Annotated in this window: 26 protein-coding genes; 18 read left to right on the top strand and 8 right to left on the bottom strand. The window is 60.5% G+C overall.

What is annotated here, in order from left to right; genetic code table 11:
- The first annotated feature begins 77 nt into the window (after positions 1–77).
- The 5 genes from purE (at position 78) to PVV54_RS26205 (ending at position 3,808) form a co-directional block, all read left to right on the top strand.
- Positions 78–569 carry a 5-(carboxyamino)imidazole ribonucleotide mutase gene (gene purE / locus PVV54_RS26225; protein WP_003253304.1) on the top strand — a complete coding sequence of 164 codons (492 nt, stop codon included), beginning with the start codon at positions 78–80 and terminating at the stop codon, positions 567–569.
- A 10-nt stretch (positions 570–579) separates the two neighbouring features.
- Positions 580–1,662 (top strand): 5-(carboxyamino)imidazole ribonucleotide synthase, encoded by a 1,083-nt coding sequence (locus PVV54_RS26220; RefSeq protein ID WP_274907964.1) that lies wholly within the window; start codon positions 580–582, stop codon positions 1,660–1,662.
- A 96-nt stretch (positions 1,663–1,758) separates the two neighbouring features.
- The gene (locus PVV54_RS26215) at positions 1,759–2,004 is read left to right on the top strand and encodes a GlsB/YeaQ/YmgE family stress response membrane protein (RefSeq protein ID WP_010955824.1); all 246 of its coding nucleotides are present in this window, start codon (positions 1,759–1,761) and stop codon (positions 2,002–2,004) included.
- A gap of 48 nt (positions 2,005–2,052) precedes the next feature.
- Positions 2,053–2,586, top strand: a complete 534-nt coding sequence (locus tag PVV54_RS26210) for a DUF3299 domain-containing protein (protein WP_274910506.1) — start codon at positions 2,053–2,055, stop codon at positions 2,584–2,586.
- A gap of 163 nt (positions 2,587–2,749) precedes the next feature.
- Positions 2,750–3,808 carry an IS110 family transposase gene (locus tag PVV54_RS26205; protein ID WP_274910394.1) on the top strand — a complete coding sequence of 353 codons (1,059 nt, stop codon included), beginning with the start codon at positions 2,750–2,752 and terminating at the stop codon, positions 3,806–3,808.
- A gap of 774 nt (positions 3,809–4,582) precedes the next feature.
- Here the strand turns inward: PVV54_RS26205 and PVV54_RS26200 are convergent.
- Positions 4,583–5,479: a D-hexose-6-phosphate mutarotase gene (locus tag PVV54_RS26200; protein ID WP_274907963.1), complete on the bottom strand. Its 897-nt coding sequence runs from the start codon at positions 5,477–5,479 to the stop codon at positions 4,583–4,585.
- Positions 5,480–5,550: 71 nt separating this feature from the next.
- Positions 5,551–5,949, bottom strand: a complete 399-nt coding sequence (locus tag PVV54_RS26195; RefSeq protein ID WP_012274860.1) for an acyl-CoA thioesterase — start codon at positions 5,947–5,949, stop codon at positions 5,551–5,553.
- Positions 5,950–6,308: 359 nt separating this feature from the next.
- On the opposite strand from PVV54_RS26195, the gene PVV54_RS26190 reads away from it, so the two are divergent.
- The 8 genes from PVV54_RS26190 (at position 6,309) to PVV54_RS26155 (ending at position 16,687) form a co-directional block, all read left to right on the top strand.
- Positions 6,309–7,598, top strand: coding sequence for an MFS transporter (locus PVV54_RS26190; protein ID WP_274907962.1), 1,290 nt, complete (start codon positions 6,309–6,311; stop codon positions 7,596–7,598).
- A gap of 172 nt (positions 7,599–7,770) precedes the next feature.
- Positions 7,771–8,769, top strand: coding sequence for a phosphate ABC transporter substrate-binding protein PstS (locus PVV54_RS26185; protein WP_274907961.1), 999 nt, complete (start codon positions 7,771–7,773; stop codon positions 8,767–8,769).
- Between the two features lie 140 nt (positions 8,770–8,909).
- Positions 8,910–11,198, top strand: a complete 2,289-nt coding sequence (locus tag PVV54_RS26180) for an ABC transporter permease subunit (protein WP_274907960.1) — start codon at positions 8,910–8,912, stop codon at positions 11,196–11,198.
- Positions 11,199–11,215: 17 nt separating this feature from the next.
- Positions 11,216–12,886 carry a phosphate ABC transporter permease PstA gene (pstA, locus tag PVV54_RS26175; RefSeq protein WP_274907959.1) on the top strand — a complete coding sequence of 557 codons (1,671 nt, stop codon included), beginning with the start codon at positions 11,216–11,218 and terminating at the stop codon, positions 12,884–12,886.
- 72 nt (positions 12,887–12,958) lie between these two features.
- On the top strand, positions 12,959–13,792 hold the full coding sequence (pstB, locus tag PVV54_RS26170; RefSeq protein ID WP_274907958.1) for a phosphate ABC transporter ATP-binding protein PstB: 834 nt from the start codon (positions 12,959–12,961) through the stop codon (positions 13,790–13,792).
- Positions 13,793–13,853: 61 nt separating this feature from the next.
- Positions 13,854–14,612: a phosphate signaling complex protein PhoU gene (gene phoU, locus PVV54_RS26165; protein ID WP_274907957.1), complete on the top strand. Its 759-nt coding sequence runs from the start codon at positions 13,854–13,856 to the stop codon at positions 14,610–14,612.
- Positions 14,613–14,777: 165 nt separating this feature from the next.
- Positions 14,778–15,677, top strand: coding sequence for a response regulator (locus PVV54_RS26160; protein WP_274907956.1), 900 nt, complete (start codon positions 14,778–14,780; stop codon positions 15,675–15,677).
- 107 nt (positions 15,678–15,784) lie between these two features.
- Complete coding sequence (locus PVV54_RS26155) at positions 15,785–16,687, top strand: peptidoglycan DD-metalloendopeptidase family protein (protein ID WP_274907955.1); 903 nt, start codon at positions 15,785–15,787, stop codon at positions 16,685–16,687.
- A 9-nt stretch (positions 16,688–16,696) separates the two neighbouring features.
- Here PVV54_RS26155 and PVV54_RS26150 read toward each other — a convergent pair whose 3' ends face one another.
- The 3 genes from PVV54_RS26150 to phoB all read right to left on the bottom strand — a co-directional run bounded on the left by PVV54_RS26150 (position 16,697) and on the right by phoB (position 20,200).
- Complete coding sequence (locus PVV54_RS26150; RefSeq protein ID WP_274907954.1) at positions 16,697–18,037, bottom strand: hemolysin family protein; 1,341 nt, start codon at positions 18,035–18,037, stop codon at positions 16,697–16,699.
- 117 nt (positions 18,038–18,154) lie between these two features.
- Positions 18,155–19,462, bottom strand: a complete 1,308-nt coding sequence (phoR, locus tag PVV54_RS26145) for a phosphate regulon sensor histidine kinase PhoR (RefSeq protein ID WP_274907953.1) — start codon at positions 19,460–19,462, stop codon at positions 18,155–18,157.
- 48 nt (positions 19,463–19,510) lie between these two features.
- The gene (phoB, locus tag PVV54_RS26140) at positions 19,511–20,200 is read right to left on the bottom strand and encodes a phosphate regulon transcriptional regulator PhoB (RefSeq protein WP_274907952.1); all 690 of its coding nucleotides are present in this window, start codon (positions 20,198–20,200) and stop codon (positions 19,511–19,513) included.
- Positions 20,201–20,373: 173 nt separating this feature from the next.
- On the opposite strand from phoB, the gene PVV54_RS26135 reads away from it, so the two are divergent.
- The gene (locus PVV54_RS26135) at positions 20,374–20,742 is read left to right on the top strand and encodes a COG4315 family predicted lipoprotein (RefSeq protein WP_274907951.1); all 369 of its coding nucleotides are present in this window, start codon (positions 20,374–20,376) and stop codon (positions 20,740–20,742) included.
- Between the two features lie 31 nt (positions 20,743–20,773).
- Here PVV54_RS26135 and ubiA read toward each other — a convergent pair whose 3' ends face one another.
- Together ubiA and PVV54_RS26125 are read right to left on the bottom strand one after the other, a co-directional pair.
- The gene (ubiA, locus tag PVV54_RS26130; protein WP_274907950.1) at positions 20,774–21,664 is read right to left on the bottom strand and encodes a 4-hydroxybenzoate octaprenyltransferase; all 891 of its coding nucleotides are present in this window, start codon (positions 21,662–21,664) and stop codon (positions 20,774–20,776) included.
- Complete coding sequence (locus PVV54_RS26125) at positions 21,664–22,221, bottom strand: chorismate--pyruvate lyase family protein (protein ID WP_274907949.1); 558 nt, start codon at positions 22,219–22,221, stop codon at positions 21,664–21,666. The genes ubiA and PVV54_RS26125 overlap by 1 nt, the downstream gene beginning before the upstream one ends.
- A 117-nt stretch (positions 22,222–22,338) precedes the next feature.
- On the opposite strand from PVV54_RS26125, the gene PVV54_RS26120 reads away from it, so the two are divergent.
- The 4 genes from PVV54_RS26120 (at position 22,339) to PVV54_RS26105 (ending at position 24,695) form a co-directional block, all read left to right on the top strand.
- Complete coding sequence (locus PVV54_RS26120; RefSeq protein ID WP_274907948.1) at positions 22,339–22,506, top strand: rubredoxin; 168 nt, start codon at positions 22,339–22,341, stop codon at positions 22,504–22,506.
- Positions 22,507–22,540: 34 nt separating this feature from the next.
- Positions 22,541–23,689: an NAD(P)/FAD-dependent oxidoreductase gene (locus PVV54_RS26115; RefSeq protein ID WP_274907947.1), complete on the top strand. Its 1,149-nt coding sequence runs from the start codon at positions 22,541–22,543 to the stop codon at positions 23,687–23,689.
- Positions 23,690–23,875: 186 nt separating this feature from the next.
- The gene (locus PVV54_RS26110) at positions 23,876–24,172 is read left to right on the top strand and encodes an HU family DNA-binding protein (RefSeq protein ID WP_054884748.1); all 297 of its coding nucleotides are present in this window, start codon (positions 23,876–23,878) and stop codon (positions 24,170–24,172) included.
- Between the two features lie 148 nt (positions 24,173–24,320).
- Positions 24,321–24,695 carry a helicase gene (locus PVV54_RS26105; RefSeq protein WP_274907946.1) on the top strand — a complete coding sequence of 125 codons (375 nt, stop codon included), beginning with the start codon at positions 24,321–24,323 and terminating at the stop codon, positions 24,693–24,695.
- 187 nt (positions 24,696–24,882) lie between these two features.
- On the opposite strand, the gene PVV54_RS26100 is transcribed toward PVV54_RS26105, so the two are convergent.
- Complete coding sequence (locus PVV54_RS26100; RefSeq protein ID WP_274907945.1) at positions 24,883–26,286, bottom strand: aminoacyl-tRNA deacylase and HDOD domain-containing protein; 1,404 nt, start codon at positions 26,284–26,286, stop codon at positions 24,883–24,885.
- Positions 26,287–26,309: the final 23 nt, after the last annotated feature.

The raw sequence follows: 26,309 nt of genomic DNA, 5'->3' as shown, positions 1-26,309 counted from the left end.
ACAAGCCACGCCGGTCGTCCCGCGTGGCTTGTTGTTTTTTGACGCGCCCAATGGCGCACAAGCGAAGAGGCTCGACGATGAGTGCACTGGTTGGCGTGATCATGGGCTCCAAGTCCGATTGGTCCACCCTTAGCCACACCGCCGATATGCTGGAAAAACTCGGCATTCCCTACGAAGTGAAGGTGGTTTCCGCCCATCGCACCCCGGACTTGCTGTTCCAGTATGCCGAAGAGGCTGAAGGGCGTGGCATCGAGGTGATCATTGCCGGTGCCGGTGGCGCCGCTCACCTGCCAGGCATGTGCGCTGCCAAGACTCACCTGCCAGTGCTGGGCGTTCCGGTGCAGTCGTCGATGCTCTCCGGAGTCGACTCGCTGCTGTCGATCGTGCAGATGCCTGCCGGTGTGCCGGTTGCCACCCTGGCCATCGGCCGCGCGGGTGCCGTCAACGCCGCACTGCTGTCGGCGAGCATTCTGGGTGCCAAGTACCCGCAGTATCACGCCGCGCTGAAGCAGTTCCGCACGGAGCAGACCGATACCGTACTGGACAATCCAGACCCGCGTCAGGCTTGAGGCTGAACCCATGAAGATTGGTGTAATCGGTGGTGGCCAACTGGGCCGCATGCTGGCCCTGGCGGGTACTCCGCTGGGCATGAACTTCGCCTTCCTCGACCCTGCGCCAGACGCGTGTGCCGCGCCCTTGGGTGAGCACCTGCGTGCCGACTACGGCGATCAGGACCATCTGCGCCAGCTGGCCGACGAAGTAGACCTGGTCACCTTCGAGTTCGAAAGCGTCCCGGCCGAGACCGTGGCCTTCCTGTCGCAGTTCGTCCCGGTTTACCCAAGTGCCGAGGCGCTGCGTATCGCCCGTGATCGCCTGTTCGAGAAAAGCATGTTCCGCGACCTGGGCATTCCGACGCCAGCATTCGCAGACATCCTTTCGCAAGCAGACCTGGATGCAGCCGTTGCCAGCATCGGCCTGCCTGCCGTGCTGAAAACCCGTACATTGGGTTATGACGGCAAGGGCCAGAAGGTGCTGCGCAAGCCAGAAGACGTGCTCGGCACATTCGCCGAGCTGGGCAGCGTACCTTGCCTGCTGGAAGGTTTCGTACCTTTCACGGGCGAAGTATCGCTGGTGGCCGTGCGTGCCCGTGATGGCGAAACCCGCTTCTACCCGCTGGTACACAACACCCACGAAAGCGGCATCCTGCGCCTGTCGGTAGCCAGTGAAGCACACCCACTGCAGGCCCTGGCCGAAGATTACGTAGGTCGCGTGCTCAAGCAGCTGGACTATGTTGGCGTGATGGCGTTCGAGTTCTTTGAAGTTGACGGTGGCCTCAAGGCCAACGAAATCGCCCCGCGCGTACACAACTCCGGGCACTGGACCATCGAAGGCGCCGAGTGCAGCCAGTTCGAAAACCACCTGCGTGCCGTTGCTGGCCTGCCGCTGGGCTCGACTGCCAAGGTCGGTGAGAGCGCCATGCTCAACTTCATTGGTGAAGTGCCGGCTGTGGGCAAGGTTGCGGCCATCGAAGATTGCCACCTGCATCACTACGGCAAAGCCTTCAAGGTCGGGCGCAAGGTTGGCCACGCCACCCTGCGTTGCCAGGATATGGCCACCCTCAAGGCCAAGATCGCCGAAGTAGAAGCGCTGATCGGCAACTGACCGAACTTCTGCTGGCGGCAAGCCCTCTGAAATGGCAACAAGCCAAAGCTCTGACTAGGCTTTGGCTTGTTCCACTTTCACTGCAGAGGGATTGCCATGGGCATCATCGGAACCATCTTCATCGGCCTCATCGTCGGCCTGTTGGCCCGCTTCATCAAACCGGGCGACGACAGCATGGGCTGGATCATGACCATTCTGCTGGGTATCGCCGGCTCCTTGCTCGCTACGTACGGCGGCCAGGCACTCGGGATTTACCAGGCAGGTCAGGCCGCAGGGTTCTTCGGGGCGCTGGTTGGCGCCGTGGTCCTTCTGGTGATCTACGGATTCATCAAGAAACGCTGAATAGCGGGTAGAATGCCCGGCAATTCATTCGAGTTGCCGAGCATTTTCATGCGTGCGTTTTTCCTCCTTCCTTTGCTGCTTGCCAGCGCCCTGGCCCATGCCGAACTGCCTGAGACCGACTGGTTGGAGCTGATGCCCAAGTCGGACCAGAAGGCACTAGAGCAGATGCCGGAAATCGACCACAACTCGCCCGAGGCGATGGGCACCTTCACTGCCAAAGGCGGGCTGAAGCAAAGCAAGGGCTTGCCAGCGGTGATGTACTCGACCAAAACCGTGGCAGCCATGAATGGCAAGGAAATCCGACTGGGCGGTTATCCGGTGCCCTTGGAGAGCGATGCCAAGGGCAACAGCACACTGTTCTTCCTGGTGCCTTACCCAGGGGCCTGCATTCATGTACCGCCACCACCGCCTAACCAGTTGGTGCTGGTGCGCTATCCAAAAGGGTTGAAGATCGACGATATCTACACGCCGTTGTGGGTCAGCGGCACGTTGAAGGTGGAGAGCGTCAGTAATGACCTGGCGGATGCGGCCTATGCGCTGGATGCGGGGAAGGTGAGGGTTGTGGAAGACGCTGATCTTTGAAGCCTGTATTGGTCATCGCACTGTAACCGCCCCCCTGTAATCGATGGACTCGCCCCCGCCGAGGCATCACAGTGCCACGGTGGCGTTCGAAGAAGCCAACGGCAGCGAGGGCGAGACCATGAAAAAGCATAGTTCGAAGCACGATTCCCTGTCTTCCACTGATGTGGAGCTTTGCACAACCATCTGCGTAGACCTGGCCAAACAGGTCTTCCAGTTAGCAGGCGAGGATGCTACCGGTCGGGTGATCTACGAAGATCGCATCAAATCCCGACAGGCTTTCCATGATTTCCTACTCAAGGTGCCAGTGACGGTAACTGTCTTGATGGAGTGTGGTCCGGGTGCGCAAGCCTGGGCCAGGTTGCTGCAGGCCAAGGGTAATCCGGTTCGCATTCTGCCTGCGCAACGCGTGGCCGAGCACCGCAGTGGCGCCAAGAACGACCGTAACGACGCTCATGCCATTTTGCGCGCTGGTCGCGACAGCAGCATCGCCTCGATACCGGTCAAGAGCACCACAGCACTGACTATTCAGGCGCTGCACCGTATCCGGCGCGGCAACATCAAGCGACATACAGCGCTGGGTAATCAGATGCGTGGCTTGCTGCTTGAGCATGGTGTATCCATGCCCCAAGGTGATACCGCGATCAGTACACATGTACCGCGAGCTCTTGAGGATGCCTCCTTGCCCCTGCCTGATTTGTTGCGCGAGTTGCTCGATGAACTGCTAGCTGACTGGCTCTTTCTGAGTGAGCGCATTGCGACGCTAAGTGCGCGGCTCGAAGCGACAGCCCAAGAGGATAAGGTCGCACAACGGTTGATCACCATTCGTGGTGTCGGCCCCATCATCGCCACGGCGATCGTGGCGAAAGAGACAGAACCTGCACGCTTCGCCAGTGGCCGGATGTTTTCTGCTTTCTTCGGTGTCGTGCCCGACCAGCACAGCAGCGGAAACAAAATCAGGCTGGGCAGAATGAGCAAGCGAGGTGACGGCTACATACGCAGCTTGATGATTCAAGGCGCGCATGCTGTCTTGAGTCAGCTAAAGCCTGATTCCGATCAGCCAGATGATCGCCGCCTCTTGCGCTGGCTATCCCGCCTTGGGCGCAAGGAGGCGGCGATCAGACTGGCTAATCGAAATCTGCGCATTATTTGGTCACTGCTGCAAAGTGATCAGGTTTATCAACGCAAACCGAAAGGTCATGAGGAGGCTGCCATGAGCAGCTGATCAACCGAGCAATGCCACCGGGGCGCTGCGCGCCCCAACCCCTGCTAGTGAACATTGCCCCTTGGTAAGACCGTCGCAGAGAAATGCCTCCGCTCCTACAGGCCCGGCAACATTATGGCCTCAATGTAAACGGCAAACTGCGAGCTCACCACGATGTTGGCCAGAAGCGAAAAGCTTCCTCGAATAGGCCTGATACATAGATGCAACCGGGTTCCTATGTTCAAAAAGCAGCTAGACAGTGTGGGCGAGTCCATACATAGGAGCGGCTTCAGCCGCGAAGCAGGCGACGCGGTGCATGGCACCGGCTTCGCCGGTGTTCGCGGCTAAAGCCGCTCCTACACGAATCACGCCCACCTTAAGGCCGAGGTAACGCCAAATCCCGCCAAGGCAAAAGAACGGTTTGTCGTGCAGGGAAGGGGGGGATCTGGGACTAGCTTCTTGGTCATCGGAAAATGCTCGCTCAGTGCCGCCCCCGATCACTACCACATGAATAGGGTGGCGGCTGTACACGGGGTGGTAGACCTGGGCATTTTCCAAGCCAGGCAGGCTCGAAAGCCTCCCGCGCACAGCCACCATAGGCTGTCATGGAAAGAATGCATCCGGGCTACCACACCCGATCGCCAAGTTGTTCGGCGACGGTCTGAAGCCTAAGCACATCACTTCCCGCTGAGAAGGTGATGGTATTCGATACGAGCTGTAGGAAACTTCCTAAATTCCCAGCGTGTCGCCATGCATCCCGTAGCAGCTTCCGCCGCGATGTGGCCAGCCCGGAAGTCAGGTCATCTCACTGCCAATCGCCACGCGCAGATCATGCCGCTGCCCGGGCGCCAAGGTCACCACGTCATCCCGGACATTCGCCGTCTCGATGCACAGCATTCGCTGCCAGCCATCATCGGCCATGTCGGCCAGCCCCTTGGCCTTGTCGATCCACGGGTTCCATATCACCGCCGAACGTGAGCCGCTGCTGGTCAGGGTGATTCTGCGCTGCCAGTGCGGGTCAACGATGCTCAGTTGCTTCGGGGTATCGAGATAGATACGGTCAGTCTCGCCAGTAAACGTCAGGGCACCTTGTTGCTGGCGTTGCTCCCAATCGGCGAGGGTTTCGATGTAATCAAGGCCTTCAACGCCCTCGACACGCGCCTGGTGCACATCGCTGACCGCAAAGTAGCTGTGTAAAGCCTGGCTGATGGTGACCGGCGCATTACCCATATTGCGGCTGGTCAACGTCAGCTCCAGCGCATCATCCAGCACGATCAGCAGTTTAAGCTCGACGTCGTGTGGCCATCCAGGCAGATCGCCCTGGGCATCAGGCAACTCGAACTCGATGCGTAGTGAAGTACCGGCTTCCTCGATACCCAAGAGTTGCCAGTCACGATCGCGGGCCAGCCCGTGGGCGGGTGCCTCTGCACCGTGAAACATAGCTTGAACGGTGCCCGGGTTGCGCTGCAAATTCCCAAACCACGGCCAGCACACTGGTACACCGGCGCGCACAGACTTGCCCTTGCGGAAAATAGCCTGGTCGCTCAGCCACAGCAGCGGCGGTTCGCCAACCCGCTGGTAGCTGAGGATCTGCGCACCCTGTTGAGCGATCAGTAGTTCGGCGCGGTCGCTGCTGATGCGCCAGCAGTTGAGCTCGCCGTGTTGCTCGGTTTCGACCTTGAAAGTAGCCATAGCGCTCGTCTCATTGAATGCGTGTGGGGCTTGGACCCGATGACATTCAATGAGTTTACCGCTCGCATGGCTCAGCGACGAGGCACCGAGCGGGTACGGCCGCTGCCGTCGATGGCCACGAAGACGAAAGCTGCCTCGGTGACCTTGCGCCATTCGCTGGACAGCGGGTCGTCGCTCCACACTTCTACCATCATCTGGATCGAGCTGCGGCCGATCTCCAGCGTCTGGGTATAAAAGGAAAGCTGCGCGCCCACGGCCACCGGCACCAGGAAGGCCATGCGGTCGATGGCAACTGTAGCCACTCGGCCACCCGCTACCCGGCTGGCCATGGCGGTGCCGGCCAAATCCATCTGGGCGACCAGCCAGCCGCCAAAGATATCGCCGAAACCATTGGTTTCACGGGGTAACGCCGTGATTTGCAAAGCAAGGTCGCCTTGCGGGATAGGATCTTCTTGTTCGAGCTCGATCATGCGGTGGGGCCTCTGACCCGTGACGCTTTCGTTGGTGGGGCGCAAGGCCGTATAAACGATTCAGCTGCAAACATCCTACGCTGATTTCGCTTTTATTGAGCGGCCCAGGGACATTCTGCGAAACCGCCCGACATAAAGACCGGCGTTTTCGCACAATATCCCACGCTTTCTGCAACCTTTTCCTACGAGTCGCCAGTATATATAGCCAAACGTCAGGCGACGACCGTGCAGTCATGAATATCTGTTGGGTTTTTGTATCGCTTCCGGCCGGGCTCGGCAATTTGCTATCTTCGCCACTCTCCCCAATCCAGAAGCCGCGTACCAAGCGGCCTGCATGACCTACAAGAGAACGACGAGCGATGACCTCCGTGCCGAGCAGTATCGAGCAGCCCTCGCGGCCGCTGACCCGCAGTGACTACAAAACTCTCTCACTGTCCGCCCTGGGCGGAGCGCTGGAGTTCTACGACTTCATCATTTTCGTGTTCTTTGCGACGGTGGTGGGCAAACTGTTCTTCCCGGCCGACATGCCCGAATGGCTGCGCTTGATGCAAACGTTCGGCATCTTTGCAGCTGGTTATCTGGCGCGCCCGCTGGGCGGCATCATCATGGCTCACTTCGGTGACCTGCTCGGGCGCAAGAAGATGTTTACCCTGAGCATCTTCATGATGGCCTTGCCAACGCTGGTCATGGGCTTGCTGCCGACCTACGCACAGATTGGCCTGTGGGCGCCGGTGCTGCTGTTGCTGATGCGTGTAATCCAGGGTGCTGCGATTGGCGGTGAGGTGCCGGGTGCCTGGGTGTTCGTCTCCGAACACGTGCCAGCGCGCAATACCGGCTACGCCTGCGGCACGCTGACCGCTGGCTTGACGGCGGGCATTTTGCTCGGCTCGCTGGTGGCGACGCTGATCAACACGATTTACAGCGCCGAGGAAGTCGCCGATTACGCTTGGCGTATCCCGTTCCTGATGGGCGGTGTGTTCGGCCTGTTTTCGGTTTACCTGCGCCGCTGGCTGCATGAAACCCCTGTTTTCGCTGAAATGCAGGAACGCAAGGCACTGGCCGAAGAGTTGCCACTGCGCGCTGTACTGCGCGATCACCGCGGCCCCATCTTGCTGTCGATGTTGCTGACCTGGCTGCTGTCGGCAGGCATTGTCGTGGTCATTCTGATGACCCCGGCCTTGCTGCAAAGCATTTATCACATCAGCCCGACTGACTCGCTCAAGGCCAACAGCCTGGCGATTGTGTTGCTCAGCCTGGGTTGTATCGGCGCCGGTAGCCTGGCCGACCGCTTTGGCGCGGGCCGGGTATTCGTGATCGGTAGCCTTATGTTGCTGATCAGTTCGTGGACCTTCTATCACAGCCTGCCAACGCGGCCTGATTTGCTGTTCCCACTGTATGCCATCACCGGCCTGTGCGTGGGCGTAATCGGCGCCGTCCCCTACGTGATGGTCAAGGCCTTCCCCCCTGTAGTGCGGTTTAGCGGCCTGTCGTTCTCGTACAATGTGGCCTATGCCATTTTTGGTGGTTTGACGCCGATGGTGGTGACTGCGCTGTTGAAAGTTAGCCCGATGGCGCCTGCTTATTATGTGGCGGGGCTGTGCGCTGTTGGCCTGATCGTGGGCCTTTACCTGCTCGCTAACAAACGTTGAATCCGCTCCCGTGGAGTGAGTTCACTCTGCATCCTTTGAAGAAGGCCATCACTGAATCCAGTGATGGCCTTTCATCCAAATGTCACATTCAAGTCATATCGTATTCATGCGGCCTGCAGATACTGGCCACCGTTCCATCCAACACACCCAATATTCCTGCTAGGAGCAAGGCATGAAACTGAAGCGTTTGATGGCGGCCCTTACCTTCGCCGCCGCTGGCGTTGCAACCGCCAACGCGGTAGCCGCCGTCGACCCAGCTATCCCGACCTACACCAAAACCACCGGTGTTTCGGGCAACCTCTCCAGCGTCGGTTCCGATACCCTGGCGAACCTGATGACTCTGTGGGCCGAGGCCTACAAGAAGGAATATCCGAACGTAAACATCCAGATCCAGGCGGCCGGTTCCTCCACCGCACCACCCGCGCTGACCGAAGGTACCGCCAACCTCGGCCCGATGAGCCGCAAGATGAAGGACGTCGAGCTGCAGGCGTTCGAGCAGAAATACGGCTACAAGCCGACTGCCATCCCGGTTGCCGTTGACGCCCTGGCCGTGTTCGTTCACAAGGACAACCCGATCAAAGGCCTGACCATGGCCCAGGTCGATGCCATCTTCTCGTCTACCCGCCTGTGCGGTGGCAAAGCCGACGTCAAAACCTGGGGTGACCTGGGTGTGACCGGCGACCTGGCCAACAAGCCGGTCCAGCTGTTCGGCCGTAACTCGGTATCCGGCACCTACGGCTACTTCAAGGAAGAAGCCCTGTGCAAAGGCGACTTCAAGCCTAACGTCAACGAACAGCCTGGCTCGGCTTCGGTTGTGCAGTCGATCAGCTCCTCGCTGAACGGCATCGGCTACTCGGGCATCGGTTACAAGACCGCGAGCGTCAAGACCGTAGCCCTGGCCAAGAAAGAAGGCGGCGCCTTTGTTGAAGACAACGAAGCCAACGCCCTGAACGGCACCTACCCGCTGTCGCGCTTCCTGTATGTTTACGTGAACAAGGCCCCGAACAAGCCTCTGGCTCCGTTGGATGCCGAATTCATCAAGCTGGTGCTGTCGCAAGCTGGCCAGCAGGTCGTGGTGAAGGATGGTTACATCCCGCTGCCGGCCAAAGTGGTTGAGAAGACCCTGGCTGACCTGGGCCTGAACCACGCCGGTAACGTTGCAAAGAAGTAAGTAACTGAGGAGGAGGCCGGGCGCTGCCGCCCGGCCTTTTCCCCGACTTCCCAGCCCGAAGCCAGGGTTCCTGAGCGGCGGGCTTTCGTGCGTCATCGCACTGTCATGTTTTTGTCATACGGGACCGCTAGGGTGTGCGCATGAATGATCTGGCCAATTCCACAATGACTCCCAACTCCCCCCCCGTGCGCATTGATTTCAATACGCCCGAGTTGCAGCGCAAGCGCCGCATGCGTGCCCTCAAGGATCGCCTGACCCGTTGGTATGTACTGGTGGGCGGGCTTGCTGTGTTGGCAGCCATTACCCTGATCTTCTTCTACCTGGCCTACGTTGTGTTGCCGCTGTTCCAAGGCGCTACGTTGACCAGCAAGAAAGCTCTGGAGCCTACCTGGCTGCAGCAGGATGCCGGCAAGCCGCTGTTGATCGCGCTTGAAGAGCAGAACCTGGTGGGTATGCGGGTTTCGGACAAGGGCCAGGCTCTGTTCTTCGATACCAAGACCGGCAGCGAACTGAGCCGTGTCGACCTGCCACTGCCGGCAGGCACCCAGGTTACCTCGATCAGTACCGACCAGCCCGGCAGCCCGATGGTGGTGCTGGGGCTGTCCAATGGCCAGGCGCTGACCTTCCATCACACGTACAAGATCACGTACCCGGACAACAAGAAGACCATCACCCCAGGTGTGGACTTCCCCTACGGTAAAGAGCCGCTCGTGCTCGACGACCAAGGCCGCCCGCTGGAGCACGTGAGCGTCAACATCAACGGTGAAACCTTGATGTTGGCTGGCTCCACGGGTGCGCATCTGCAAGTGATCGAGCTCTCGCGCACCGAAAACATGATGACCGGCGAGGTCACCACCGAGCAGAACCGCATCGAACTGCCGCAAATGACCGAGGTGGTGAAGAACATCTTCATCGACCCGCGCCAGCAGTGGCTGTATGTGATCAACGGCCGCGCCACGGCTGATGTCTTCAGCCTGCGTGACAAGAGCCTCAATGGCCGGTACAAGCTGACGGAAAGCGCCGATACCGAAATCACCGCCACAGGCCAACTGGTCGGTGGCATTTCGCTGATTATCGGTGACTCCAAGGGCGGGCTGGCCCAGTGGTTCATGGCCCGAGACCCGGATGGCGAGTCGCGCTTCAAGCAAATCCGGACCTTCCAGATGGGCAAGGCGCCCATCGTGCAAATCGATGCCGAAGAGCGCCGCAAGGGTTTCATCGCCCTGGACGCCGAGGGCAAGCTGGGCGTGTTCCACAGCACCGCGCACCGCACCCTGCTGGTCGAGCCTGTTGCCGAAGGCCCGGGTATCCTGGCCCTGTCGCCACGTGCCAACCGCATCATCATCGAAGAAGGCGGCAAGCTGCTGCCACTTAGCCTGAAAAACCCCCACCCGGAAGTTTCCTTCAGCGCGTTGTGGGGCAAGGTGTGGTACGAGAACTACGACGAGCCCAAATACGTGTGGCAGTCGACTGCGTCGAACACCGACTTCGAGCCCAAGCTGAGCCTGTCGCCGTTGACCTTCGGTACCCTCAAGGCCGCGTTCTACGCGATGATCCTGGCGGCGCCGCTGGCCATTGCCGCCGCTATCTATACTGCGTACTTCATGGCACCCGGCATGCGCCGCAAGGTCAAACCGGTGATCGAACTCATGGAAGCGATGCCGACGGTCATCCTCGGCTTCTTTGCCGGCTTGTTCCTGGCCCCGTACCTCGAAGGCCACCTGCCGGGTGTGTTCAGCCTGTTCGTCATCATGCCGGTGGGCATCCTGCTTGCGGGCTTCGGCTGGAGCCGCCTGCCGGAGTCGATCCGCCTGCGCATCCCGGATGGCTGGGAAGCAGCGATCCTGATCCCGGTGATTCTGGTGATCGGCTGGGGCGCCTTGACCATGAGCCCGCATCTGGAAAGCTGGTTCTTCGACGGCGATATGCGTTTGTGGATCACCAACGACCTGGGCATCACCTACGACCAGCGCAACGCTCTGGTGGTGGGGATTGCCATGGGCTTCGCGGTCATCCCGAACATCTACTCGATCGCCGAAGATGCCGTGTTCAGCGTGCCGCGCAGCCTGACACTGGGCTCGCTGGCTCTGGGTGCCACGCCTTGGCAGACCCTCACCCGCGTAGTCATCCTGACTGCCAGCCCGGGCATCTTCTCGGCGCTGATGATCGGCATGGGCCGAGCAGTGGGCGAGACCATGATCGTGCTCATGGCCACTGGCAACACCCCGGTAATGGAGATGAACCTGTTCGAAGGTATGCGCACCCTGGCTGCCAACGTGGCGGTGGAAATGCCCGAATCCGAAGTCGGCGGCAGCCATTACCGTGTGTTGTTCCTCGCCGCCCTCGTGCTGCTGATGTTCACCTTCATCATGAACACCTTGGCCGAGCTGATTCGCCAGCGTCTGCGCAAGAAATACTCGTCGCTTTGATAGAAAGGTAGAGATCCGTGAAAAAGGATTCCCTCAAAGGCTGGTTCAAGAGCGGCGCACCAGGCGTCTGGATCAGCGGTGGCGCGGTGGCCATGGCGGTCATCATGACCGTCGGCCTGCTGGCAGTGATTGCTGTACGCGGCCTGGGCCACTTCTGGCCCGCCGACCTGATCCAGGCCACCTACAAGGTTCCGGGCCAGGCAGACCATGTTGTGGTCGGTGAAGTGGTACAGAAGGAAGAGGTACCTCGGGCGCGCTTGAAAGGTGCTGGCTTGCCAGTACCTGATGAAGGCCCGGAGTTCATGACCCGTGAGCTGATCAAGGTGGGTAACCGCGACCTTAACGGTAGCGATTTCACCTGGGTGGTTGGCGACTGGCTGGTCGATGAACAGCGCCCGGCAGACCTGATTGCCCTGGAGCGCCGTGAATGGGGCAACTTCTACGGCTACCTGGTCAGCATCAAGGAAGAAGGCCGCGTAGTAGCAACAGGGCCGGCCGCCTGGAACGAACTGCAGGCCCGCCTCAAGCGCGCCAACCAGTTCAACAGCGAACTGCAGAGCCTCGAGAAAAAGGACATCGGTGCCATCAACCATGGCCTTGAGCGCCTGCGCCTGCACGGCCGCAAGCTGGAACTGGAAGGCAAGCTGGACGCCGCCGCCCAGGCTGACATGGACGCTGAACGTGCAGAGCTGAACAGCCGTTACAAGGCTATCGAAGATCGACTGACCGGCCTGCACCAGGCGTTTGCCCGTGACAGCATCGTGGTTCGCGACGGTAACGGGCGTGAAACCGAGGTCAACCTGAGCAAGGTAGTACACGCCATCCAGCCGAACGCCATGTCCGGGTTCGCCAAGATGGGGGCCTACGTTGCCAAGGTGTGGGAGTTCCTCAGCGACGACCCGCGTGAAGCCAATACCGAGGGCGGTATCTTCCCGGCCATCTTCGGTACCGTGATGATGACCCTGATCATGGCCGTGATCGTTACCCCGTTCGGTGTACTGGCAGCGGTTTACCTGCGCGAATACGCCAGGCAGGGCCCGGTGACTCGCCTGATCCGTATTGCGGTGAACAACCTGGCCGGTGTTCCGGCGATCGTGTATGGCGTGTTCGGCCTGGGCTTCTTCGTCTACGTGTTGGGCGGCTCAATCGACCGCTTGTTCTTCCCGGAGTCGCTGCCGGCGCCTACCTTGGGTACGCCTGGCCTGCTGTGGGCTTCGCTGACCCTGGCCCTGCTGGCCGTGCCTGTGGTGATCGTTGCGACCGAGGAAGGCCTGGCGCGTATTCCGCGCACTGTGCGTGAGGGCTCGCTGGCGCTGGGTGCGACCAAGGCCGAGACCTTGTGGAAGATTGTACTGCCGATGGCCAGCCCGGCCATGATGACCGGCATGATCCTCGCCGTGGCACGCGCCGCCGGTGAAGTGGCGCCGTTGATGCTGGTGGGTGTGGTCAAGCTGGCCCCGTCGCTGCCGGTGGACGGTAACTACCCGTACCTGCACCTGGACCAGAAGATCATGCACCTGGGCTTCCACATCTACGATGTCGGCTTCCAGAGCCCGAACGTCGAGGCTGCGCGGCCGCTGGTGTACGCCACCGCATTGCTGCTGGTGATGGTAATCGCCACCCTTAACCTCTCGGCGGTGTGGATCCGTAACCACCTGCGCGAGAAGTACAAGGCCCTCGACAGCTGACCCTGATTACAAGCGTGCCGCCCGTGAGCCGGGCGGCCCTTTGAAACGACTTGATAGCGTATGGAGTTGACCATGCAGCAAGAATCCCATACTCACGGCATCGACATGTCTGCCCTGGGTCGCGACAAGCAAAGCCTGCGCCTGGCAGAAGAAACCGTGGCCATCGAAGTGCCTGGCCTGAGCCTGTTCTACGGCGACAAGCAGGCCTTGTTCGATGTCAGCATGAACATCCCCAAGCAGCGCGTGACCGCCTTCATCGGCCCGTCTGGCTGCGGCAAGTCCACCCTGCTGCGTACTTTCAACCGCATGAACGACCTGGTTGACGGTTGCCGTGTGGAAGGCGCCATCAACCTTTACGGCAACAACATCTACCGCAAAGGCGAAGACGTGGCCGAGCTGCGTCGCCGCGTGGGCATGGTGTTCCAGAAACCCAACCCGTTCCCCAAGACCATCTACGAGAACGTGGTTTATGGCCTGCGGATTCAGGGCATCAACAAGAAGCGCACGCTGGACGAAGCCGTGGAGTGGGCATTGAAGGGGGCTGCGTTGTGGGATGAGGTCAAGGACCGCTTGCACGAGTCGGCGCTTGGCCTGTCCGGTGGCCAGCAACAGCGCCTGGTGATCGCCCGTACCATCGCCGTTGAGCCGGAAGTACTGCTGCTCGACGAGCCGTGCTCGGCACTGGACCCGATCTCGACGCTGAAAGTCGAAGAGCTGATCTACGAACTGAAATCCAAGTACACCATCGTTATCGTGACCCACAACATGCAGCAGGCCGCCCGTGTTTCGGACTACACGGCGTTCATGTACATGGGCAAACTGGTCGAATTCGGTGATACCGACACCCTGTTCACCAACCCGGCGAAGAAGCAGACCGAGGATTACATCACCGGTCGCTACGGCTAAGCACAAGCCAGGGACAGACACGAACCATTTGAAGCTTGCAGCTGCTTCGCGGAGCGAAACGATGATCAACAAAGAAAGCCTTACGCACCATATTTCACAGCAATTCAACGCCGAACTCGAAGAGGTCCGCAGCCACTTGTTGGCGATGGGTGGCCTGGTCGAGAAACAGGTGAACGACGCTGTTACCGCCTTGATCGAGGCCGATTCGGGCCTGGCTCAGCAGGTACGCGAGGTCGACGAGCAAATCAACCAGATGGAGCGCAACATCGACGAGGAATGCGTGCGCATCCTCGCGCGTCGCCAGCCGGCGGCTTCCGACCTGCGCTTGATCATCAGTATTTCCAAGTCGGTGATCGACCTGGAGCGCATTGGCGACGAGTCGACCAAGATTGCCCGCCGGGCCATCCAGCTGTGCGAGGAAGGCGAGTCGCCACGTGGCTACGTGGAAGTGCGCCACATCGGCGACCAGGTGCGCAACATGGTGCGTGATGCCCTTGACGCCTTTGCCCGCTTCGACGCGGACCTGGCGTTGTCGGTGGCCCAGTACGACAAGACCATCGACCGTGAGTACAAAACCGCCCTGCGCGAGCTGGTGACCTACATGATGGAAGACCCGCGTTCGATCTCGCGGGTACTGAGCGTGATTTGGGCCCTGCGCTCGCTGGAGCGCATCGGCGACCACGCGCGCAACATCTCCGAGCTGGTGATTTATCTGGTGCGCGGTACAGACGTGCGCCACATGGGCCTCAAGCGTATGAAGGCGGAAGTCGAAGGCACTGCTGAAAAGGCTAATGTTCCTGCCGAACCGGACGATAAATAAGTTTGCTCCCGAGCTTTAACGCCCGGCTTTGGCCGGGCGTTTTCGTTTGTGGCAGAGCAACCAGCAGGCACCCGCGAACGATGCGAAGCAGTCCCGGCGTGACCCAGGCATTGGCAAGTGGCCACCGTTGAGCGGTTGGCCAGTCGGGATTCAAGAGGAGTATCGATGAGTAAAGTGAATGTGCTGGTTGTGGATGACGCCCCGTTCATCCGTGACCTGGTCAGGAAGTGCCTGCGCAATGCCTTCCCGGGCATGGTCATCGAAGATGCCGTAAACGGCCGTAAGGCGATGGCCATGCTGAGTAAGGAGGCGTTCGACCTGGTTCTGTGCGACTGGGAAATGCCTGAAATGACGGGCCTGGAATTGCTTACCTGGTGCCGCCAGCAACCTGAAATGAAGAGCATGCAGTTCATCATGGTCACCAGCCGTGGTGACAAGGAGAACGTGATCCAGGCCATCCAGGCCGGCGTTTCCGACTTCGTCGGCAAGCCATTCACCAATGAGCAGTTGCTGACCAAGGTGAAGAAGGCCCTGACCAAGATCGGCAAGCTGGAAAGCCTGATGGCAGGTGGCCCGGCGCGGGTAAACTCGGCGTTTGCCAATGATTCGTTGAGCGCTTTGACCGGCGGTAAGCCCGAGGCCGTCAAAGTGGCGCCTGCCGCCGCAGTTGCCAAGCCTTTGCTCAATGCACCGCCCCCGCAATCAGCCGCTGCAGCCGCTGCCCAGACTGGCCGTGGCCAGGGCCAGCTGCGCCTGGCCAGTGGCACCCAAGCCTGCGTGATCAAGGCGCTGAGCCTGAAGGAAGCGTTGCTGGTGGTGCGTCGCAGTGCAGCACTGCCGCAGGTGCTTGAAGGCGCTGTGCTGGACCTGGAGCAAGGCGAGAACGCGGAGGTCGCACGGCTCAACGGCTACCTGCATGCCGTTGCGGCACTGGAGCCCAAGCCTGAAAGCGACTGGCTGCAACTGACGTTCAAGTTCGTCGACCAGGATGCCCAGAAGCTGGATTACCTGTCGCGCCTGATCGCCCGCGGCACCGCGCAAAAGCACTTTACCCCTGGCGCCTGATTATCCAGCTGTTTGAGTGATGGTGCGGCGACCCGACCAACTGTCGTACCGCTCTCAAAACGGGCTGCTAGGCTTCGACAGATCACAACTGTCAAAAAGCCACTATCATGCCCGCCGCCGCCCGCTTGCTGCTGTGCTGTGCCTTGCTTTCGGCCTCGGTGTCGAGCTTCGGCATGACCCTCTACAGAACCACCGATGATTTTGGTGTGGTGTCCTACTCGGACCGCCCCAGCCCCGGTGCCAAGACGTTCACGCTACGCGAGCCCATGTTGGAGCGGGTTGATGGCCAGGTGCGCCTGCAAACCGAGCCGTTCCCCGGTGGTGTGCGTTTTTTTGTGCGTAACGACCTGTACGTACCGATGGAGGTCGAGTTGCGCATCGACAAGCTTGCCAACGCCTTTGGCGGCAATGCCCCGCGTATTGTACGCAGTGTGGTGGGGCCGCGTTCTACCAAGGTGCTCAGCTCGGTGCTGGCCGCTCCGGGCGGGCCTTTGAAGTACGCCAGCAAGTTTCAGTACGCCATGGGTGACCCTGTTCAGCGCTCCCAAGGCTATCGGTATCCATTCCCGTGGAAAGGCGGGCCATTCCGGCTCACCCAAGGGCCCAATGGGCGCTTCAGCCATTTTGGCGCCAAGGGGCGCTATGCCATGGACATAGCCATGCCTGAGGGCACGCCGATCATCGCGGCGCGGGCCGGCGTGGTGGTAAAAATCGAGAACAACCAGACTGGCCGGGGCACCAACCCCGCAGGCAACTTTGTGCGCATCCTGCACCCGGACGGCACCATGGGCGTGTACCTGCACCTGATGCGCGGTTCGGTGGTGGTGAGGGAGGGGCAGCAAGTGGGGCTGGGCCAGGCACTGGCCAAATCGGGCAACACCGGCAACAGCACCGGCCCGCACCTGCATTTCGTGGTTCAGCGCAATGTGGGCTTTGCGCTGGAGTCGATACCGTTCCAGTTCGACCGGCCAATCGGCGGGCTGCCGGACTTTACCGCCGGCAACCCATGAGCCAAGTGCTCAATCCAGTTTGAGCACCTTGGCCAGCACGATCTTCGGCCCTTTCATCTTCTTGATGATGATGCGCAGGCCTTCGACTTCCAGCACTTCCTCTTCTTCGGGCACGCGCTTGAGCGTTTCGTAGATGAGACCGGCCAGGGTTTCGGCTTCGATATGGTCAAGGTCAACGCCCAGCAGGCGCTCGACCTTGAACAGTGGCGTGTCACCGCGTACCAGCAACTTGCCAGGCTGGTAGGCCAGGATGCCGCGCTCGGTCTTGCGGTGTTCGTCCTGAATGTCGCCCACCAGCACTTCCAGCACGTCTTCCATGGTCAGGTAGCCGATGACCTTGCCATCGGCTTCTTCGACCAGCACAAAGTGCGCGCCACCCTTGCGGAACTGCTCCAGCAGCTGGGCCAGTGGCATGTGCCGCGATACCCGCTCCAGCGGCCGGGCCAGGTCTTCGAGGTCAACCGTTTCGGGCAGGTGCTCCAGCTCGGCCAGTTCCAGCAACAGGTCTTTGATGTGCAGCAGCCCGGTGAACTCTTCGCGCTCGGCGTCGTACAGCGGGTAGCGGCTGAACTTGTGGCGCCGCACCAGGGCGAGGATTTCCTTCAGTGGCGCATGGGCATCAATGCTGACCATGTCTTCACGCGAGTTGGCCCAGTCGACCACTTCCAGCTCGCCCATTTCCACGGCCGAGGCCAGCACGCGCATGCCTTGGTCGCTTGGGTCCTGGCCGCGGCTGGAGTGCAGGATCAGTTTCAGCTCTTCGCGGCTGTAATGGTGCTCATGGTGCGGGCCCGGCTCGCCCTGGCCGGCAATACGCAAAATGGTGTTGGCGCTGGCGTTGAGCAGGTAGATGGCCGGGTACATCAGCCAGTAGAACGTGTACAACGGCACGGCCGTCCACAGCGACAGCAGCTCGGGTTTGCGGATCGCCCACGACTTGGGCGCCAGTTCACCGACCACGATGTGCAGGTACGAGATGACGAAGAACGCAACGAAGAACGACACACCCTTGATCAGCTCGGGCGAGTCCACGCCCAGGTAGGCCAGCAGCGGTTCGAGCAGGTGCGCGAATGCCGGCTCGCCGACCCAGCCCAGGCCCAGCGAGGCAAGGGTGATACCCAGCTGGCAGGCGGACAGGTAGGCGTCGAGCTGGTTGTGAACCTTGCGCAAGATGCTGCCGCGCCAGCCGTGCAGTTCGGCAATGGACTCGACGCGAGTGGAGCGCAGCTTGACCATGGCGAACTCGGCGGCAACGAAGAAGCCGTTGAGCAGCACCAGGAAGAAGGCAAAGATGATCATGCCGAAATCGGCGAATAACGAGGTGAGGCTGATACCAGGGGAAGGGTCCATGATGGAGTTTTTACGGGGTCCGTCTTTGGGGAAATAGAAAATAAAGTGCCAGCTTTTGCTGGCACAGGGGGTCCAATGTAGCGGCTGAAGCTACAAAAGCAAAGGGTGCCGGTGCCATCAGCCCCGGTTGCTGGCCAATTGTGCCGGTGCAAAATGACAGGTAAAGGTGCTGCCATGCCCCGGCACACTGCTGATCTCCAGCTTGCCGCGATGGCGCATCAGCACATGCTTGACGATCGCCAGCCCAAGCCCCGTGCCCCCGGTGTTGGAGGCGCGGCTGGAGTCGACCCGGTAAAACCGCTCGGTCAGGCGCGGCAGATGCTTGGCATCGATACCCACGCCGGAATCCTGCACCGAAAGGTGCACGCCTTGATCATCCGCCCACAGGCGGATCCGGATGTTGCCTTCATCCTGGGTGTACTTGACCGCGTTGAACACCAGGTTGGAAAAGGCGCTGCGTAGTTCGGATTCACTGCCTTTGAGCTTTATCCCGGGTGTTGCATCCAGGCTAATGCGTTGATTGCGCGGCCCCGACAGCGCCTGAGCGTCGTTTTTGATGGCGGCCAGCATTGCATCGACCGCCACCGGCTGGTTGTCCGACGGGTAATCGGTGGCCTCCAGCTTGGCCAGCAGCAGCAAGTCGTTAAGCAGGGTTTGCATGCGCGAGCCTTGCTGGCTCATCTGCTGCAGTGCACGGGCCCAGCGGGGGTTCACGTCCTCGACGTTGTCCAGCAGGGTTTCCAGGTAGCCGGTGATTACCGTTAGCGGCGTGCGCAACTCATGCGATACGTTGGCCACGAAGTCCTTGCGCATCTGCTCCAGCTGGTGGATGCGGGTGACATCGCGCACCAGCATCAGGTGTTCATTGTTGCCGTAGCGGGTCAGGTGCAACTGAACGCGCAGGCGGTCGTTGATCGGGGAGGGGATCTCCAGCGGTTCCGCGTAGTTTTCCGACTCGAAGTACTCCTTGAAACGGGGGTGGCGCACCAGGTTGGTGACCGGCTGCCCGCCATCCTGTGGGGTTTTGAACCCCAGCAGGGTTTCTGCGGCGCGGTTCCACCATTCCAGGTTGCCGTCGCTGTCGAGCATGATCACTGCATCGCGCAGGGCGGCAGTGGATTCCTGAACCCGGTCGATCACCGCCTGCAGGCGGCCTCGCACGCGCTGGTCGCGGCGTTGCAGGTGGTAGATGCTGTCAAACACCTCGCCCCACAGGCCGTAACCGTCCGGCGGTGCTTCATCGGGTTGGTGATTGCGCAGCCAGTCATGCAGGCGCAGCAGTTGCTTGAGGGTCCAGCCCAGATACAGTGCCAGGCCGATGGCCAGGCTCCAGCCGTAGTAGCCGCTGACCAGGCCGCCGATCAGGCAGACGGTGATCAGCAGCAACAGGTGGCGAATCAGGGTCGCGTGCCAGTTCTGGTTCAAGTGACGGTCCTTGTACAACGACGTGCGGCGTGGCGCTTTGGTGCTCGATCAGCTTTTGGTCGAGAAGCGATAGCCAGTGCCCCGGACGGTTTGTACCAGATTTTCGTAGGCTTCACCCAGTGCCTTGCGCAGCCGGCGGATGTGCACATCGACAGTGCGCTCCTCGACATATACGTTGCCGCCCCAGACCTGGTCGAGCAACTGGCCACGGGTGTAGGCGCGCTCCTGATGGGTCATGAAGAACTGCAGCAGGCGGTATTCGGTGGGGCCCATCTCGGCCGGCTTGCCATCGATGGTCACGCGGTGGCTGATTGGGTCCAGCAGCAGCCCGCCCACTTCGATCGGTGCCTCGCTGTCGTTCGGGCCGGTGCGGCGCAATACGGCCTTCAGCCGGGCCACCAGCTCGCGGGGCGAGAAGGGCTTGGTAATGTAGTCGTCAGCGCCCACTTCCAGACCCTGGATCTTGTTGTCTTCTTCACCTTTGGCGGTGAGCATGATGATCGGGATGTCGCCAGTCAGCTCGTCGCGCTTGAGGCGGCGGGCCAACTCGATGCCGGAAGTGCCCGGCAGCATCCAGTCGAGCAGGATCAGGTCCGGCTTGCGGTCGACGATGATCGCGTGGGCCTGTTGGGAGTTTTCGGCTTCCAGGCAGTCATAGCCGGCCATTTCCAGGGCAACGGCGATCATCTCGCGAATGGGTGCTTCGTCGTCGACGATCAGAATGTTTCTGCCAACCATGCTCAAAACCTCTCCTGGATAATCGTGTCTGGCCCGCATTAGATAACGGAATTATTGCAGCTGTGTGACAGGGCGTTGGCCGTTATGGCGACATTCCATGACTGGACTAGGCTTCAGAGGGCCGCTGCGACGGCAAACACAATGCAATCCACCCCGAATTTACGGTGATTCCAATGACACGACACACGCTGAGCTGGATGGCCCTATTCACTGCACTGGCGCTGCCCGGGGTAGCGTCGGCCCACCATGCCATGGAGAAGGACGGCATGTGGGTCGATCACAACGGCATGACGCTGTACACCTTCGACAAAGATGCCGGTGGCAAGTCGATGTGTAATGGCGATTGTGCGACTAACTGGCCGCCGCTGATGGTCAAGGACGGGGAAAAGGCTGAAGGCAAGTGGTCACAAATCAAGCGTGATGACGGTTCGATGCAGTGGGCGTATGACGGCAAGCCGCTGTACACGTTCATCAAGGACAAGAAAGCCGGAGAGATGACCGGTGATGGCATGAAGGACGTCTGGCACGTTGCCAAGCCCTGAAATTGCTGGGGCCGCTTTGCGGCCCCAGAATTCAACGCAGCGCGTAATTCAGCACGACCCCGATGAAAATCAGCATCCCCGCCCAGTGATTGTGCAAAAACGCCTTGAAGCACGACTCCCGGTCCAGCTTGCGCGTCGACCAGTATTCCCAGGCAAAGCACGCCACGGCGCCAAGCAGGCCCAAGTGGAACCACCCACCCAACTCAAAGCGGCTGCCCGCGAGCAACAGGCACCCGAGTGACAGCAGTTGCAGGGTGAGGATGATCACCCGGTCAGCTTCGCCAAACAGGATGGCGGTCGATTTCACGCCTATCTTCAGGTCGTCATCGCGGTCGACCATGGCGTAGTAGGTGTCGTAACCCACGGTCCACAGTAAGTTGGCGATGTACAACAGCCAGGCGCTGGCTGGCAGATCCCCACCCGCTGCGGTGAATGCCATGGGGATGCCCCAGGAATAGGCCGCACCCAGAACCACCTGCGGGTAGTAGGTGTAGCGCTTCATGAACGGATAGCAGAACGCCAGGGCGACAGCGCCAAATGACAACCAAACCGTCTGGCTGTTTGTGCACAGCACCAGGAGGAAACTGACGGCAACCAGGATGGCGAACAGCGCCAACGCTTCTATGGGCTTCACCCGGCCACTTGCCAGTGGCCGATCGGCCGTGCGCTTGACGTGCCCGTCGACTTTGCGGTCGGCAAAATCGTTGATGCAGCAGCCAGCCGCACGCATCAACACCACGCCAAGGCCAAAGATAAGCACGTTCGCCAGGGTAGGCGCACCATTGCCAGCAATCCACACCGCCGTCAGGGTAGGCCATAGCAATAGGTAGATGCCGATAGGCCGATCCATGCGGCTTAACTGAACGAAGTCCCAGGCACGCGGGTGCAGGCGGTTGAGCGACTTGAGCAGTTGCAGGTACATCAGCGGGTTTCCTCCTTGGCCGCTTGCCACAGGGTTGGCAGGAACACTTCGGCCACCAGCAAGTCGAGGCCGTTGCGGGCAAAGCGCGAGCGGCGGCCCCACAGCCCTGCGCAAGCCATCTCGGTGGGCAGCCACGCCGTTGGATAAGTGCAGACTTCGATCGGGTGGCGGATGAACGCCTGGTCGCAGAACAGCAGCTCGCCAAGCGACCGACTACCGAGGGTTTCCAGGTCCAGGCCGCCGCGCTCAAGGGCTACACGGCTGGCCACACTGCGCGCGAACACCCATGGCTGGCCATGGCCACGCAGGTACACCTCGCGCACCCAACCTTCTGCACCCACTGCAATGCCGAGTGCCAGGCATTCATCTGCGCGCAGGGCTTGCCAGCCTTCGTACAAGGGCGTAACGCTGAAGTGGTCGTGGGAAAGGTGGGTGAGACGGCGCGTCAGGGAGCCTTCATCGAACAGCCAGCCCAAGGTGTGCTGGTCGACATCGGTGGCCAGCTGTGAAAACGGCAGCCACACGGCAGCGGCTGCTTGCGGGGATTCGTGCGACACGTCGGTATGCTTTGTTACAGCCAGAGAGGCGGCGAGCTTAGCATGATTGCCCTGACTGCTTGCATACTGAGGGCAGGGCCATTACAAAGCCCGCAGCCTGAATGAGGAACAAGCCTGATGAAAAAGTGGCAATGCATTGTGTGTGGCTTCATCTATGACGAAGCCGAAGGTTGTCCGGATGAGGGCATCCCCCCTGGGACTCGCTGGGAAGATGTGCCTGAAGACTGGCTTTGCCCCGACTGCGGCGTGGGCAAGAGCGACTTCGAAATGATCGCCATTGGCTAAGTTTCAACCTGTCTGAATGTGAGGAATGCGCGACATGACGTCCCCCGTGGTAATCATCGGTACCGGCCTGGCCGGCTATAACCTGGCCCGCGAATTTCGCAAGCTGGACAGCCAGACACCCCTGCTGTTGATCACGGCTGACGATGGCCGCTCCTATTCCAAGCCAATGCTCTCGCTGGGGTTTGCCAAGCAGAAGGATGCCGATGGTTTGTGCATGGCTGAGCCGGGCGCCATGGCAGAGCAACTCAATGCCGAGATCCGTACCCACACGCGCATCAGCGGTATCGACCCCGGCCACAAACGCCTGTGGATCGGTGAAGAGGCGGTTGCCTATCGCGATCTGGTGCTGGCATGGGGCGCGCAGACCGTACAGGTGCCGATTGAAGGGAATGGCGCCGATCAGGTCTTTCCGATCAACGATCTGGAGGATTACGCACGCTTTCGTGCCGCCGCCGCGGGCAAGCAGCGTGTTTTGATCCTGGGGGCCGGCTTGATCGGCTGCGAGTTTGCCAACGACATGAGCCAGGGTGGTTTCCACGTGGAAGTGGTGGCTCCCTGTGAGCAAGTCATGCCGACCTTGCTGCACCCGGCCGCTGCAGCTGCTGTGCAGGCTGGCCTCGAGCGTTTGGGCGTACGGTTCCATCTTGGCCCGGTGCTGACACGTTTGCAGCAAGTGAATGAGGGCCTTGAAGCCCATCTTTCCGATGGCAGCGTGATCCCTTGTGACTTGGTGGTGTCGGCCGTTGGCCTGCGCCCGCGTATCGACCTGGCTGCTGCAGCCGGGCTGCAGACAAACCACGGTGTGGTGGTGGACCGTCAGCTGCGCACCTCACATGGCAACATTTTTGCGCTGGGCGATTGTGCCGAAGTCGACGGTATCAACCTGCTTTATGTGATGCCGCTGATGGCCTGTGCCCGGGCGTTGGCCCAGACATTGGCGGGCAAACCAACAGCGGTCAGCTACGGGCCGATGCCGATTACCGTGAAAACACCCGCGTGCCCGTTGGTGGTTTCGCCACCGCCCATGGGTAGTGATGGCAGCTGGCAAGTGGAAGGGCAGGGGAGCGACCTCAAAGTGCTCTGCCATGCAGCCGACGGCCAGCTGTTGGGGTATGCCCTGACCGGCGCGGCGGTCATGGAAAAACTGGCCCTCAACCGGCAGCTTCCACCCCTCATGGCATAAATAGCATGCGTTCTGTCGGATTTATCCTGTTGTTGCCAGCACAATGGCCGTCCGGATACTGGCGCGGCCTCTGAGGCCGTGCCATTCTCACTTCCGTCTGCCGCAGATTAGAGCCTGCGGTGCCTTGAACGCTGCTTCATGGCAGCACGGCATAACAACAAGAAATCCCGTCAAAGAGGCTTCACTATGCGCAAACCAGAACTCGCCGCCGTCATCGCCGAAAAGGCCGACCTGACCAAGGAAAAGGCCAACCAGGTGTTGAACGCGATCCTCGACAGCATCACCGGTGCTCTGGACAAGGACACGGTTACCCTGGTCGGTTTCGGCACCTTTGAAAAACGCCATCGTGGTGCCCGCACTGGCAAGAACCCGCAAACCGGTCAGCCGGTAAAAATCAAGGCCAGCAATACCGTAGCCTTCAAGCCGGGCAAAAACCTGCGCGATAGCGTTAACACGCCAGCCAAGCCCGCCAAGAAAAAGTGATCGACACCTGACAACCCCAGTGTCAGTAAAACGGGCGCCTGAAGGCGCCCGTTGTGCATTTTGGCGACAACGTGTTGCGAACTTGCATAAACCGTTCAGGAAAAGGATAAACTGCGTACCTTAGTCACTTTACGTTCGAGGCGCGTTGATGAAGTTCCGCTTTCTTCTCTGGGCCATGGGGCTGTTGATGGCCAGGGCCAGCCGCAATAACCCGGCATTCCAGCAGCAACTCAAGGATCGCGACCTGGTGTTCCAGATGCAGACGCTGGACGGCAAGATCGCCCGGCATTTTTTGGTCAGCGGTGAGCGCATCAGCAGCAAGGGAGGCACTCACCCACAACCTGCCTTTGCAATCGCTTTCAAGGATGCGGCCTATGGCTTTGCCACGCTGCAGGCGGGCAACAAGCAATTGGCGTTCATGCAGGGCATTCAGGACAAGAACATCCAGATCAAGGGCAACCCGGCGCTGGTGATGTGGTTTCAGGGCTTGATGAAGTACCTGAAACCGAAGAAGAAAAGCTGAGTCGAGCGACCTTCGCAAATCCTGTAGGAGATTACCCAGCCCATCCGGGCTGCGCTGTCGCAGAAAGAGCTGGGGCCGCAAATGTGGCACGTATCCTGTGGGAGCGGCTTCAGCCGCGAAGCAAGCGACGCGGTGCCTGGCACCGGCTTCGCCGGTGTTCGCGGCTAAAGCCGCTCCTACAGGTACCTCAATGCGGGGCGTTGAACTGCGAGGCCAGCTCGCGCAGCAAGGACTCGGCCTCCAGCACCTTGTTCACCACATCCAGGGCCTTGTCCCGGGTAATCCCCAACCGCTCCAGCAGTTCATCCGGGATCTCTTCCTGTGGCCCCGAGCCAATGCCCCGCGAACGCAGCAGTCGGGTCGCCAGGCAGACCAGGTTGGGATAGGCCGAATTTTCGCCTGCATAGGACGGGTCATGCTGGAAGCGCAGCGCGGTGGAGAGCTCCTCGGGCATGTCCCACAGCTTCATCAGCCAGGCACCAATCTGCTCACGGCTGATGCCCAGCAGGTGCTGTTCCACGTAGGTGTGGTTCAGGTGCGGGTTGATCTCAAGGTGACGACAGATCAGCGAGAAGTGAGGCGGGAACACGTGCGCCAGCAGCAAGTAGCCAAAGTTGTGCAGCAGCCCTGCCAGATAGGTAAGGCCTGCTTCAGGGCGTTCGGCGCGCGGCATGGCACGGGTCAGCCCCTCGATGATGGCTGCCGTGTAGATGGATTGCTGCCAGTAGGGGGTCGCTTCCTGCGGCTGATCCTTGGGTAGGCTCAGGGTCTTGCCCAGCGCCAGGCCCAGGGCGAGATTGATCACCAGGTCGAAGCCCAGCACGCGCACGATGGCATCTTCCACCGAGCGGATCCTGCCGGGCGAGGCGTAGTAGGGCGAAGCCGCCCAGCTCACGACCTGGGCGGCCAGGGCCGGGTCGGTTTCGACTACGCCGGTAATGTCATCGATGGTGGCATTGGGGTCCACGCGCAGTTTGATGATCTTTTGCGCGGTATCGGCCAGCGGTGGAATTTCAATGGTTTCTTCCAGGCGCTTCTGAATACGTCGCGCGGTGAAAGCCTGCACGGCCAGGGTGATTTCTTTGGGGTCGTCATCCGGGCGGTCGAGGTTGGGGCGGATTTCCCTCACTGGCTGGCCGAAGCTGCCGGCGCTGGCCTTTTTCAGCATGCGCCTGAAATCATCGCGCTCGATTTCCAGCAAAAGGCCAGCTTCACCCGACTGAACCAGCAGCGTGTCGTTGCTGAGCAGCTTCTCTTCGTAAAGGCAAGGTGAGCTGGTCAAGGCCGGGATAGCGGGCAGCGCCTTCAGGCCATGTTTGTCGAGCATTTGCTTGAGGCGCGCAACAGGCACTGCCTTGAGCTTACGCCCGGTCAGTTCTTCAAGGCGATTGAGGTCGAGCAGCTTGCTCTGGGGGAACAGCACCATCAAGGCACCGATCTCGTCGTCGAGCAGAATCGCCTGTACCCGCGAAGCCGCCGGCTGCGCCGGATGCTCAGGCACCTCGCGATAAGCCACGCCGAGTTTCTCCAGCAGCAACTTGATCACCGAGGGCGCGTGTGGGGTTGCGGTGTCCAGGGCAACTTCAGTCATGGTCCGTATCCACTGATTCTTTT

The organism is Pseudomonas sp. PSKL.D1 (genome assembly GCF_028898945.1).
Classification (GTDB): Bacteria; Pseudomonadota; Gammaproteobacteria; order Pseudomonadales; family Pseudomonadaceae; genus Aquipseudomonas.
This window is presented reverse-complemented; position numbering and strand designations above follow the sequence as displayed.